Genomic DNA, 12,918 nt, shown 5'->3' on the forward strand with positions numbered 1-12,918 from the left:
CTCCCCCCCCCGCCCCCATCCCCCCCACCCCCCCTCCCCCCCAGCCCCCCTTTGTAAGGGGGGAGAAAGGGGGGAGAAAGGGGGGAGAAAGGGGGGAGGAAGGGGGGAGAATTAACTCAAAGTCCCCCTTTTTAAGGGGGATTTAGGGGGATCAAACATGATGTTTAACTATCACAAAATTTGATTTTTGTCAATCTCCGGCTTCACCCAACAGGCAACTTTGTGGCCGGTTCCGACAACTTCCAAATCCGGATCTTCCTCGAAACAACGGTCGATCGCGTACCGGCAGCGGGGGGCGAACGGACAGCCCTTCGGATAGTCGGTCAAATCCGGGGGAATCCCTTCGATCGCGGGCAACGTTTCTCCCAGGTCGCGATCGGGTCTTGGCAGGCTTTCTAACAGCCCGATGGTGTAGGGATGGCGGGGGGTATTGTACAGTTGAGAAACGGGGGCTTCTTCGACAATTTGACCCGCGTACATCACCAAAATGCGATCGCTCAGTCCGGCCATAAGTGCGAGGTCATGGGTAATCCAAATCACCGCCATGCCGATCTCTTTTCGCAACTCTTTGATCAAGTCAACAACCTGGGCTTGGACGGTGACATCGAGGGCGGTGGTCGGTTCGTCCGCTATCAATAATTGCGGGTCGCAAGCCAACCCCATCGCGATCATCACCCGCTGCCGCATCCCGCCCGAAAATTGGTGCGGGTAGCTACTCAGTCGCCGTTTTGCGTCGGAAATTCCAACTTTTTCCAATAGCGCGATCGCCCGTTTTTCCGCCTCAGTTTGGGTCAGTCCCAAATGGAGTTTGATCGACTCCGTGATTTGCTTGCCGACGGTCAGAACCGGATTTAAGGAAGTCATCGGATCTTGGAAAATTAGGGAAATTTTGTTGCCCCGAATGTGGCGCAATGTGGCGCGATCGCATTTGAGGAGATCCCGATTTTCAAACCGAATTTCGCCCCCCGAAATCTCCCCCGGCGGCGATGGAATTAACCGCAAAATCGACAGCACGCCGACACTTTTTCCCGAGCCCGACTCCCCCACGATTCCCACCGTCTCCCCCGGATGGATGTCGTAGGAGATGCCGTTGACGGCCCGCACCACCCCATCGGCGGTGACAAAGCGGGTTTCTAGGTTGCGAACCTGAAGCAGTGGGGACATGGCTGGGGTTGAACCTGGGGCGAGAGTGACGGGGCGATCGCGACTTCCTTACTATAGACGATTTGGGCCGGTCGGGTTCGGTCAACTGGTGGCCACCGAATCGCCGTTTTCGGGGACGGGATTGGCCTGGGGCGCGATCGCATTTTTTTCGAGGGCCGCGGCGAGCCACTTTTCGAGTCCTGTCGCGGCCCGCCCATGGGAATGATAACTCTGTAATTTCACCGATAGACGCGACAGTGTTTTCAGTGTATATTTAAAATCGGCTCAACTGATCCGTAAAAAGGAGGATCATCCGTCCTCATTAAGTTCGAGACAATTGGACATCGTAAATCGTGACGAAGTTTGAAATGTCCGGAGCCGGCAAAAGCCCGCACATTTAAATTGACTCGCGAAATGCGATCGCACTCCCGGCCGCCATCCGATTCACGAACGGCCCGAATCCACGGGGGTGGAAAATTTTCCAATCCCCTCGAACCCGATTCACATCTCAACTCCAAGATGAACCAATTGAAATCCCATCGCTTGTGGATACCATTCACAGCAATTTTAGTCTTGTTGACCGGGCCAGCAGCGCTCAATTTTTCACTCTCAGAAGCCGCAGCGGAGTCATCAAAAATATCGAAAATATCCCATTTTTCGACTCAAAGCCATTCAGAAAATACCCGGATCGCCCAACTGCAGCCGGGGCGAAAAGTTTGCGTCGTGGGCGATCGCGTCAACGTCCATGAAATGCCCGATCTGGAATCAGAAGTCCTCCAAGTTTTGCGGTACGGCGCGATCGTGGAAATTGCCGCCGGCGAACCGGTGGATGAGTGGGTTCTGATCGGCTCTCCCATCCGGGGTTGGATTGCCCTAGAATATCTGGCCGACGGATGTTGAGCGATCGCCCCGTCTATTTTCCCCTATTAACCTCGTTAAATACCTGCGATATGTCTGAAAAAAAAATGGCGAATAAGATTCAATTTGTGCCCATTTTAAACGCCAAAAAGCTGGCGGGCTCCCTGATGATTTTGCTGTCTCTGGGGATTCAAGGCAATGCTTGGCAAAAGCCGGTGGCCAGGATGCAGAATCCCAAATTTCCCATGCAAGTGCAGGTGGTCAATCAAACCGAGTATCAGTTGGATTGCGATCTGACCGATATTTCTCCAGATACAGTTCCCCAAACATTGCCGGCTAACGAAAAACTCAATTTGAGTTTGGAAGATGTGGAGGTAAATATTTCGGTCAGCCACACCGACCAAAACTTGCCGGACACATCTCCTCACTATTTCCAATTTGAATTCGTCCCCAACTCGGAGGACTCCCTCACCGTCATCGTCAACCAAGCTGCAGGACCGGACTTGCTCGGAGACGATATGGGACAAGTCATCGACATCCAGCAGAGCGGCGCAATTTTCGTCTATTAAAGAGGCAAAAAAATCGAGATGTGACGGATAATAGATAAAATCAGCGTCCCCCAATACGGCTTTTCTTACGCCCCCAAAAACCGGGGGCGATCGCATCAACTCTGCCCGACACAAATTTGACCAAAAATCAGGGGTGTATCATGTCATTACCAACCGATCCGCTGTTCAAAGAACAATGGTGGCTATTGAATACCGGCCAAGGCGTTACCAACAACCCAGTTGAACCCGGAACGCCGGGAATTGACCTCAACGTTGTCCCCCTCTGGCCGACCTACACGGGTCGAGACGTCAAAGTTCAGGTGATCGATAATGGTGTCGATGCCGACCACGAAGACCTGGCTCGAAACTACGACAAACGCATCGATCAACCCGAGAATATCGGTAGCGGTCCGCTGCCCGAACCGGGAGGAGATAACAGTCATGGAACCAACGTAGCCGGGGCAATTGCCGCCGCTCGTAATGGTATCGGCACGGTCGGCGTCGCTTATGAAGCAACCCTCGCCAGCTTCAAATTGACTGACAGTATTACCAGTCTAGAGAGTGCAGTCAACTTTGACGTTTCCAGCAATAGTTGGGGCGGGTCTACTCACTTTGAGCTTCAAGAAAATGGGAACTTCAAGGAATTGCCGACCCCGGGTTCGGCAATAAACTATGCCGTCACCGACGGACGAGACGGACTCGGAACGGTCTTCGTTTGGGCGGGAGGAAACGAACGCGACGAGGTTAATAAGAACCTGCCAGAAGAAGAACGACGGGGCCGAAATGTCAACTCCGGCAATGATGAAAATAACCGTCATGTTATTGCTGTGGCCGCGATCGATAATAACGGAGTGGTTGCCGATTACAGTAATCCGGGAGCCCCCTTATTAGTTTCCGCCTTTGGAGAAGACGGCAGCATCGTCACCACCGATCGCACGGGTGATGTCGGCAAAAATCCCGGCTCCGCTCCGAACTTGGTCAACATCAACTATAATAATCGCTTTAATGGGACATCTTCGGCGACGCCGATGGTGTCCGGTGTCGTCGCGTTGATGTTGGAAGCGAACCCGAATTTGGGTTATCGAGATGTACAGGAAATATTGGCCTATTCCGCCCGACAAACCGACCCGACAAACCGAGCCCAAGAGGAGTTTAACTACAGTAACGATACCTGGACGTTTAACGGTGCGATCGACTGGAATGGCGGCGGACTTCACATCAGCCACGATTACGGTTTTGGGTTGGTGGATGCGACGGCGGCTGTGCGGTTGGCAGAAACCTGGGAAATGCAGCATACCGCAGCCAACGAAACGGTCCAGGAAGCGAGTTTATCTTTGCCCTCCGAGGGTTTGGAAATTCCCGACAATCAACCCGACAATCCCCTGATTCAAACCTTCACTATTTCTGACGGAATTGATATCGATAAAATCGAACTCGACATCGAGATCGAACACGGACAATTTCAGGATTTAGTTGTCACCCTCACTTCCCCCGATGGGACGGAAAGCGTTTTGCTCGATCGCGTCCCCTACTCGACCCAGACGGACGATGGAGATACGGGTTTTAAAGGCGATTCCCTCGATTACACGTTGACCAGTTCCCGTCACTGGGGAGAAACCGGCGCGGGAGTTTGGACGTTAAGTGTATCCGATAATAGCGACGAAAACGACCCGGAAAACACGGGAGAAGATGAAACCAGCGGGAACAATATCGGTCAACTGCTGGGGGCAACTTTGAGAGTTTATGGCGATGAAATAACGGCGGACGATACCTACATCTACACCAATGAATTCGCCAGTTTTACCGACCCTGACGATTTCAGAAAAACTTTAACCGATACCGACGGAGGGATCGACACGATCAACGTTGCCGCGATTACAGATCGCGTCAATCTCAACCTCAATCCCGGCGAATTTAGCCTCTTGCCCGGGCGCAATTTGACCGAAAATTTTTTGCCGGAACAACCGTTATATCTGGCAGAAAATAGCGAGATTGAAAATGCTTTTTCGGGAGAAGGCAACGATACGATCGTCGGAAATGATGCCGACAATAAACTCGATGGCGGTCGGGGTGAAGATGAGTTGTACGGCAACGAAGGCGACGATACTTTGGTCGCCAATGGGGGCGACATTCTCGAAGGGGGTGCGGGAAGCGATCGCTATGAATTGGATGCCCATACCGCCGGAGGCACAATGATTGATGACGCCGAAGGGGTGAATACTATCATCCTAGAAAATGCAATGCTTCCCGATTTTGCTAAGGATGATGATGGCGATGATGGCGATGATGGCGATGAAAACTACTTGTTAGAAGATATAAGAGGTCTGGCAAAACTGGATGATATCCTGTTTATCGACCTCAACGCCAACGGCCAGATCGACTTCAGAAATGATATCACCATCTTCAATTTCTTCGACTCAGAAGGCAGTAATTTTGACCGGGTTGGCAACTTGTCCGGGGATCAAATTGTCGAATTTTTCGATAACTTGCCCGCCGACTCGCAAGAAACCGGCAACCTGGTTTTTGTTCCCTCGGCCGGCGAGCCTTTGAATGGCGTACAAAACTTTATCTTTGCCGATGAGGGGACGAATCTGCCCTTAGAAGGTCGGGACGAAGGGGATTTGATCGCCGGAAATGTCCTCGACAATATTCTCGTCGGCGGGGGTGGAAATGACGAACTGTTTGCCGACGCCGGGGATGACTTCCTGAGTGGCAATGGTGGCAATGATTATCTCGAAGGTGACGGCGGAAATGATACCCTATTTGGCGGTCAAGGTGACGACGAGTTGCTCGGAAATGAAGGGGTCGATCGCCTCTCCGGAGATGGGGGATTTGATGCGCTCTTTGGGGGAGAAGGCAACGATATTTTATCCGGCGGCCGGGACGACGACCGACTCTTCGGAAATGAAGGGGACGATCGCCTCTTTGGGGATGAAGGCCGCGACACTTTAGAAGGGGGTACCGGCAACGACAACCTCGATGGGGGGACCGGCAACGACGAACTCCGGGGCGCGCGCGGCAGCGATACCCTCGCGGGAGGCGGCGGCGCCGACAGCCTGTTTGCGGGTGCGGGTCATGACTTCTACCTTCTAGAAGCGGCGACGGCCGGCGGTAGCTTGATTGAAGATGATGGCGGTAACGATGCTTTGGTCATTCAAGGAGCGGCGTTGGCGATCGGTTTCAACCCCGGACAAATTGGCGTGACGCGGGGGGGCGAATTAAATACCGAGTTGTGGGTAGACCTCAACGCCGATGGCATTTTCAACCCGTCAACCGATTTACAAATTATCGATTTCTTCAACAACCTCGAACCCGGAACCGGTTTCATCGAAACCGTCGGAAATCTCACCGGACAAAACATTTTGCAAGCCTTCCCCGTACAAGGCACGACCGGACCCGATCAACTGATCGGCACGGATAATGATGATACCTTCGACGGACTCTCCGGCGACGATACCCTGTACGGCAATGCCGGCAACGATACCCTGATCGGCAACTCTAACGACGACAATTTACAGGGGGATAACCCCGAATTTATCAGCGAGTCGGAGGGCGCAGTATTCCGGGGGACACCCGTGGGAAATGACAGCCTTTTCGGCGGAGATGGGAATGATACGATGTTTGGGGGGGCGGGGGATGATACCCTCGACGGTGGAGATGGTGACGAAGATTTTGCGAACTATGAAAATGCTCTCAATGGGGTGTTTGTTGACCTGAATACTGGCATCGCTTCCGACGGTTTGGACGGGACGGATACTTTAATTCGGATTGAGGGTGTTTACGGTTCGGATCGGAATGATACTTTAATCGGCAGTGCGGCCGATGAATTTTTGAATGCCCTCGAAGGGGGGGCGGATATTCTGCAAGCCGGCCTGGGAAATGATGAATATCAGTTAGATGCGGGAATATCGGGAGGCAGCCAAATCTTTGATGAGGGGGGCGAGGACACTCTCGTTATCGCCAATTTTGATGAGATTTATGTTGACCGGGAGGGGACAACCCTGATCCTAAATTTCTCATCTGAGGATGGAAATACGCCGGATGAAACGATCCAAATTTTAAACCATTATGCCGCAGATGTTGGAGATGAAGCCGGTGTCGGATTCATCGAAAATTTTCTCGATTTTAATGGAGAACCATTGGATTTTTGACCGGCTCGGATGCAAGCCGGATCGCCCCATCTCCATCGCCAGACGGGGGGCAGTTCGCCCCCCATTTCATCACTCGGGAATTACCCCGAAAAATACCCCGTATCCCGGCAACTCAACGGTATTGTCGTACCAGCGGTTGAAGAAATCCGCCTCGTTGGCGTCAACGCATTCCGGATAGGCGGAAACGTCGAAGTGCACCACCATCGGACTCAAATTGAACACGCACAGCAGATGCTGTTCCTCGCAGCGGCGCTCGATCGCCACCAGCGGTTCCGGGGTGTCGAGTAACTTCAGATTTCCCCACCGCAACGCCGGCTGTTCCCGGCGCCATTTGATCAGGCGGCGGTATTTATTTAACAGGGAAGTCCGCTTTTCTTCCTGGCGGTCCACCGCGGCCGGCAGGTGCTCTTCCGGTATCGGCAGCCACGGTTCCTCCGCCGTCGTGAACCCGGCATTCTTCGCCTCTTTCACCCAGGGCATCGGCGTGCGGGAACCGTCCCGGCCTTTGATCGCCGGATAACCCGCCAACCCGAACGGATCTTGCATTTTTTCAAAGGGGATTTCCGCCTGGGTCAGACCCAACTCGTCCCCCTGATAAATGCAGCAACTCCCCTGCAGCGACAGCAGCAAAGCGACGAACATATGGTCGAAAGCTTCTTGGGTGAAAGAGTCTTCGATCAAAAACTCCAGCCACCGGGACTTGAGGCGGGGAAAATCGTGGGTGCCACCGGTCCAGCAAATTACCCCGTTGCCCAACTTCGCCTCCACCGTCTCGATAATTTCCCGCAGGCGATCGTAACTGAGGGGCTCGTTGCTCATCAACGAGGAATTGTAGGCCATGTGCAGCCGCTTGTCCCCCGCCACATACTCGCCGGAGGTGCCGATCGCATCTTCGGCGGAACTGATTTCGGCCAGGGTCGTCGTCCCCGGATAGCCGTCCATCATTTCGCGGATCGGTTCGAGTAATTCCAAGGTTTCCGGCTGACAGAAATTGTAGAGGTTAATTTGGTTAAAAAACGGGTCGTTGGCGCCGGCCCCCGCCGGACGCCCGATGTGGTCGGGGCGGGTGGGGTTGTCCCGCAATTGGCGATCGTGGGTGAGAAAATTGATCACGTCCAGGCGGAAGCCGTCCACGCCCAAATCCAGCCAGAACCGGCCGACATCTAAAATGGCTTCGACCACTTCCGGATTGTACCAGTTCAGATCCGGCTGTTCGGCGAGGAAGTTGTGCAGATAATACTGTTGCCGCTGGTCTTCCCAAGTCCAGGCGCTGCCGCCGAAGGTCGCCAGCCAGTTGTTGGGGGGGGTGCCGTCCGGTTTCGGGTCGGCCCAAACGTACCAGTCCGCCTTGGGGTTGGTGCGGTCCTGGCGGCTTTCCAGAAACCAGGGGTGCAGGTTGGAGGTGTGGTTCCAAACCTGGTCAATGAGCACTTTCAGATCGCGATCGTGGGCCTGTTGCAGAAGTTCTTTGAAATCCTCCAACGTGCCGAACATCGGCTCGACGGCGCGATAATCCGAAATATCGTAGCCGAAATCTTTCATGGGGGACTTGTAAAAGGGCGACACCCAAACCGCATCCACGCCGAGGGAGGCGATGTAATCCAGCTTTTGGATGATGCCTTGCAGGTCGCCCACGCCGTCCCCGTCGCTGTCCATAAAACTGCGCGGATACACCTGGTAAATGACGGCGTAACGCCACCAGTCGTGAGACACGGTGGGGTTTTGAACGATCGCCGTTTGATCGATAGTCGGTAAATGTGTCATAAGTGTTATCAGTTCTCCTTGGGCATCAGAAAAAGGAATCGGGAACCGGGAATCAAGAATCGGGAATCGAGAATCGGAAAACGCGAAAGGAAAGGTAGGCTGTGTAAATACCGAGCACCTATTACCTATTACCTATTACCGACTCCCGACTCCCGACTCCCGACTCCCTTCCCTCAAGACAGGGGCAAATTGGCAAAAAACACGCCGAAAGGCGGCAACTCCAGACGATCGCCGATTTTGTGGAAGTCGAAGCCCAGATTTTGCGCCGGGTCGCAGGCGCCGTATTGCTTGAGTTCGTAAACGATCTTCTCGTTGCTGATGTTGAACAGGCACAGCAGGCGCTGTTCGGCGTATTCGCGGATAAATCCGAATAGGGGGTCGTCCGTATCCAACAACTCGAAACTGCCCGCAATTAGAGCCGGTTGCTGTTTGCGCCAGTGCAGGAGGCGGCGCCAGGTGTTGAGGTGGGAGTCGGGATCTCGGTTCTGCACGTCTACCGCCAGGGAAACATGGCGCTTGGGGATCGGCAGCCAGGGTTTCTCCGCCGGGGTGAAGCCGCAGTTGGGGGCATCGCCGACCCAGGGCATGGGGGTGCGGGAGCCGTCCCGCCCGGGCACCATCGGATAGAGGGCTTTTCCGAAGGGATCTTTGATTTCGTCTTCGGGGATATCCTTGGGAATTTGCGCCTCCGGCAACCCCAGTTCGTCCCCCTGGTAGAGGCAGAACGCCCCCGGCAGGGACAGCAGCACCGCCGCCATCATCTGGTAGAATTCGGCGGTGTAGGGTTGGCCGTTGATGTCGGTTCCCGTCCAGCGCGATCGCAACCTTCCGTAATCGTGGTTGCCCACCATCCAGCACTGTCCGCCGTGGGTGAAATGCTTCTGCACGCGCTTCATGGTGCGGCGCATCAGGTCCGCCGTCATCGACTCGTCGATCAGCAGGGCGCTGTTGTAGGTCATGTGCAGGCGATCGCGGCCGTCAACGTACTGGCTGGAGAGTGCCACCGAATCCTCGCACAGCGTCACCTCCCCCAGCGTCACCACGCCGGGATACTGATCCACCAACTCCCGGATCGGTTTGAGGAGATCCAGGTTTTCCGGGCGGCAGAAATTGTACTTGAACTCGTAATCCACCATCGGGTTGTCCGGATCGACCCCCTCCGGTTGGGGAGCACCTTCGGGGCGTGGCGGGTTGTCCCGCAGTTCGGCATCGTGGATGTAGAAGTTGACCGCATCCAGGCGGAACCCGTCCACCCCGCGATCGAGCCAAAATTTAGCCCGCTTCAAAATCGCGTCCACCACGTCCGGATTGTGCCAGTTCAACTCCGGCTGGCTGGGCAAAAAATTGTAAAAGTAATATTGCTCCCGGTGGGGGTCCCACTCCCAGGCGCTTTTTCCCATGAACGCCGACACCCAGTTGTTGGGCGGCGAACACTCGTCGGGACTGTCGGCCCAAACGTACCAGTCCGCCCGGGGATTGTCCCGGCTTTTGCGACTTTCTACGAACCAGGGATGTTTGTGGGAAGTGTGGTTCCAAACTTGGTCAATGAGTAGCTTGAGTCCCAAACTGTGGGCGACATCCAGCAGGGTATCGAAATCGTCCAGACTCCCGAACAGGGGATCGACATCAAGCATTCCGGTGACGTCATAGCCGAAATCGTCCATCGCCGCCTCAAAAATGGGACACAGCCAGATGGCATCGACGCCCAAGGAGGCGATGTAGTCCATTTTAGAGAGGATGCCCTGCAGGTCCCCCACACCGTTGTGGTCGGAGTCCATGAAGCTCCAGGGGGAGACTTGGTAGATGATGGCGTGCTGCCACCAGGCGCCGCTGTGGCTGATTTTGTGGGAGTCTTCCCAAGTCCAGGCCCGCCGGTTGATGACGGGGTTGCGCCACCAGGGTTTGGCGGCTGTAGCCCGCTTCAATTGTTCGGGGGTGTCCTTCGATTCTTTTTTGCGAAACGCAACCATAATACAATTTATCCTTCTGTCAATGCTTCAAAGCCCGCCACGATGTCGAGCAGTTCGCCGGTGATGGCACTCTGGCGTCCGCGTCGGTACTGAGAATTGAGATCCGATAGCCGTTCCCGAATGTTCTTTTCCGCCGCCTGCATGGAGGAGAGGCGACTGGCATTTTCGCTGGCCAGAGATTCGGCGAAAGCGCGATACAGGGAAACAAATAAATAGTCTCGAATTAGGGCAGAAAATAGGGGTTGCCAGTTCATCGTGAAGGTGGGCTCGGCGGAAGTCGGCCAGGGCCGGTCTTCCAACTGTCGCAGCCACTCGGGATCGAGGGGCAACAATTGCAGGTAGTGGGGTTCGTAGGAGGCGCTGGAGGTGGAACGGTTGTAGAACAGGATGATTGTGTCTACCTGTTGATTTGACCGCCAGTTTTCGATCGCCAACAGGATGTCCCGCACCATTGCGGTGATGCCGGTGACGGAACTGGGGACGGAAAATTGTTCTTCGATGGATATTCCGTTGGCTTCCAGGGAGGGGGCGACCCGGGCGCCGACGGCGGCAACGAAGGCCTGTTGGGGATCGATATTCATCGCCGCCAATTGTTCGGCGACGTGGGCGACAATTTGTTCGTTGAATTGACCGCACAACCCTTGATCGGACCCGAAGACGATCGCCCCCGTCCGCCGTGAGGGGGTGCGCGTCGCGAGGGTGGAGACGGGAATAAAAATATCCCCGGCAAAATACTGCCGTTTGAGGGCGATCTGCAATCCCATCTCCACGGTGCGGTTGTAGTCCGTCAGGGATTCGACGGCTTTCTCGTACTGGCGGATACTCACCGCCGCCAGGGCTTTCATTGTCTTGACGACGGACTGCAGATCTTGAACGCTGCCGATTTGGGCTTTAAGGGCTTCCGTTGTCGCCATTGTCCTCCTCCTCCTCTGGTGCGCTCAACTCGTCGATCGCACCCTTGCAAACCTCCCCCAGCCGTTCCCAGGCGTCGGTATCCAGGCTTTCCCCGTCGGAGATGCGATCGCAAATTTCGGGGCACTCCTCCCGCGCCGCCTGACTGACCGCATCTTCGGCCTCCGAGACGCGATCGAGGGGCAGATCGTCGAACCACCCCCGACTCACCGACAGCAAAATCGCGATTTGGGCGGAAACCGATCGCGGTTGGGATTCGGGCTGTTTCAACACTTCCCGCACCCGCCGCCCCCGGGTGAGGGTCTGTTGAGTGTCCTCGTCCAACTGGGTCCCGAACCGGGCGAACACCTCCACTTCCTGAAATTGGGAATAGGACAGGCGCAGGTCCCCGGCGATATCTCGATAGGCGGACAGTTGGGTTTTTCCCCCCACCCGGGACACGGATTTTCCCACGTCCACGGCGGGCAAGATCGCCTGTTGGAACAGGTCCGGAGACAGGTAAACCTGACCGTCCGTGATGGAAATCAGGTTGGTGGGGATGTAGGCGGAAATGTTCTGGGCCTGGGTTTCCACGATGGGGAGGGCGGTCAGGGACCCCCCGCCGAGTTCGTCCCTCATGTGGGTCGATCGCTCCAACATCCGGGAGTGGATGTAGAAGATATCCCCCGGATAGGCTTCCCGACCGGGGGGGCGGCGCAGCAGCAGGGAGAGTTCCCGGTAGGCCCAGGCGTGGCGGGTGAGGTCGTCGTAAATCACCAAGACGTCCCGACCCCGTTCCATGAAAAATTCGGCCATCGTGGTCGCCGCGTAGGGGGTGACGTATTGTAATCCGGGGGGATCTTCCCCCGCCGCCACGACGACGAAGGTGTAGTCCATCGCACCCCGATCGCGCAGTTGGGCGATCACTTTGGCGACGGCCGCAGACCGCTGGGCGATCGCGCAGTAGACGCAGATCACGTCCTTTCCCCGCTGGTTGAGGATGGTGTCAATGGCGATCGCGGTTTTTCCGGTCTGGCGGTCGCCGACGATCAGTTCCCGCTGGCCGCGGCCGAGGGGCACCAACGCATCGACGACCTTCAACCCCGTCTGCAGGGGCACCTTCACCGGGGCGCGGTCCATGATAGCCGGGGCGTCCCGCTCGATGGGGCGGCGTTCTTCGGTTTCCAGGTTTCCCCCGTCGTCGAGGGGGCGACCCGTGGCATCCACGACCCGCCCCAACAGCGCTTCGCCTACGGGGATGTCCATCACCCGCCCGGTGCGGTACACTCTCGCGCCGGCTTCGAGGTGTTCGCTGTTCCCCAACAGGATCGCGCCGATGCGGTCGGCGTCCAAGTTGAAGGCGATGCCCAATAAATCGCCGGGAAATTGCATCAATTCCTGGGATTTGATATGGGGCAGGCCCGAAACCGTGGCGATGCCGCGATCGACGGATCGGACGGTCCCCACCTCTCGGGTCTGGATGCGGGGGCGATACCCGTCCAGGACGCGATCGAAGGCGGAAAACGTCTCGTCCAGGACGGCTGAGTGTAGGGATTCGCGATTTTCATTCATGCCGAATTGAGAAAAAAGATG

At 55.8% G+C, this 12,918-nt stretch carries 9 protein-coding genes; 3 read left to right on the forward strand and 6 right to left on the reverse strand.

The genetic code is table 11. The features are described from left to right. Positions 1-171: 171 nt before the first annotated feature. Positions 172-1,164 (reverse strand): ABC transporter ATP-binding protein, encoded by a 993-nt coding sequence (locus LKE08_RS04250; RefSeq protein WP_324702951.1) that lies wholly within the window; start codon positions 1,162-1,164, stop codon positions 172-174. Between the two features lie 81 nt (positions 1,165-1,245). Beyond that, positions 1,246-1,386 (reverse strand): hypothetical protein, encoded by a 141-nt coding sequence (locus LKE08_RS04255; protein WP_324702952.1) that lies wholly within the window; start codon positions 1,384-1,386, stop codon positions 1,246-1,248. Positions 1,387-1,662: 276 nt separating this feature from the next. Here LKE08_RS04255 and LKE08_RS04260 point away from each other — a divergent pair, with 276 nt between their 5' ends. The 3 genes from LKE08_RS04260 to LKE08_RS04270 all read left to right on the forward strand — a co-directional run bounded on the left by LKE08_RS04260 (position 1,663) and on the right by LKE08_RS04270 (position 6,700). Continuing rightward, positions 1,663-2,043, forward strand: a complete 381-nt coding sequence (locus LKE08_RS04260; protein WP_324702953.1) for an SH3 domain-containing protein — start codon at positions 1,663-1,665, stop codon at positions 2,041-2,043. A gap of 50 nt (positions 2,044-2,093) precedes the next feature. Continuing rightward, complete coding sequence (locus LKE08_RS04265; RefSeq protein ID WP_324702954.1) at positions 2,094-2,570, forward strand: hypothetical protein; 477 nt, start codon at positions 2,094-2,096, stop codon at positions 2,568-2,570. A 140-nt stretch (positions 2,571-2,710) separates the two neighbouring features. Further along, on the forward strand, positions 2,711-6,700 hold the full coding sequence (locus tag LKE08_RS04270) for a S8 family serine peptidase (protein ID WP_324702955.1): 3,990 nt from the start codon (positions 2,711-2,713) through the stop codon (positions 6,698-6,700). Positions 6,701-6,769: 69 nt separating this feature from the next. Here LKE08_RS04270 and LKE08_RS04275 read toward each other — a convergent pair whose 3' ends face one another. From LKE08_RS04275 to LKE08_RS04290, 4 genes are all read right to left on the reverse strand, one after another. Then, positions 6,770-8,464 carry an alpha-amylase family glycosyl hydrolase gene (locus LKE08_RS04275; RefSeq protein ID WP_324702956.1) on the reverse strand — a complete coding sequence of 565 codons (1,695 nt, stop codon included), beginning with the start codon at positions 8,462-8,464 and terminating at the stop codon, positions 6,770-6,772. Between the two features lie 173 nt (positions 8,465-8,637). After that, positions 8,638-10,434 carry an alpha-glucosidase family protein gene (locus tag LKE08_RS04280; RefSeq protein ID WP_324702957.1) on the reverse strand — a complete coding sequence of 599 codons (1,797 nt, stop codon included), beginning with the start codon at positions 10,432-10,434 and terminating at the stop codon, positions 8,638-8,640. Positions 10,435-10,442: 8 nt separating this feature from the next. Continuing rightward, a complete protein-coding gene (locus LKE08_RS04285; RefSeq protein WP_324702958.1) occupies positions 10,443-11,348 on the reverse strand; it encodes a F0F1 ATP synthase subunit gamma in 906 nt (301 codons plus the stop codon). Then, positions 11,326-12,897, reverse strand: a complete 1,572-nt coding sequence (locus LKE08_RS04290; protein ID WP_324702959.1) for an alternate F1F0 ATPase, F1 subunit alpha — start codon at positions 12,895-12,897, stop codon at positions 11,326-11,328. Before LKE08_RS04290 ends, LKE08_RS04285 begins: the two co-directional genes overlap by 23 nt. Between the last annotated feature and the right edge of the window lie 21 nt (positions 12,898-12,918).

Source organism: Lyngbya sp. CCY1209, assembly GCF_035615495.1.
Lineage (GTDB): Bacteria > Cyanobacteriota > Cyanobacteriia > Cyanobacteriales > Microcoleaceae > Limnospira.

Excerpts from the sequence above, each read along its gene's own strand:
- LKE08_RS04250 (WP_324702951.1), bottom strand. The coding sequence starts at position 1,164 with ATGTCCCCACTGCTTCAGGTTCGCAACCTAGAAACCCGCTTTGTCACC.
- LKE08_RS04260 (WP_324702953.1), top strand. The coding sequence starts at position 1,663 with ATGAACCAATTGAAATCCCATCGCTTGTGGATACCATTCACAGCAATT.
- LKE08_RS04265 (WP_324702954.1), top strand. The coding sequence starts at position 2,094 with ATGTCTGAAAAAAAAATGGCGAATAAGATTCAATTTGTGCCCATTTTA.
- LKE08_RS04270 (WP_324702955.1), top strand. The coding sequence starts at position 2,711 with ATGTCATTACCAACCGATCCGCTGTTCAAAGAACAATGGTGGCTATTG.
- LKE08_RS04275 (WP_324702956.1), bottom strand. The coding sequence starts at position 8,464 with ATGACACATTTACCGACTATCGATCAAACGGCGATCGTTCAAAACCCC.
- LKE08_RS04280 (WP_324702957.1), bottom strand. The coding sequence starts at position 10,434 with ATGGTTGCGTTTCGCAAAAAAGAATCGAAGGACACCCCCGAACAATTG.
- LKE08_RS04285 (WP_324702958.1), bottom strand. The coding sequence starts at position 11,348 with ATGGCGACAACGGAAGCCCTTAAAGCCCAAATCGGCAGCGTTCAAGAT.
- LKE08_RS04290 (WP_324702959.1), bottom strand. The coding sequence starts at position 12,897 with ATGAATGAAAATCGCGAATCCCTACACTCAGCCGTCCTGGACGAGACG.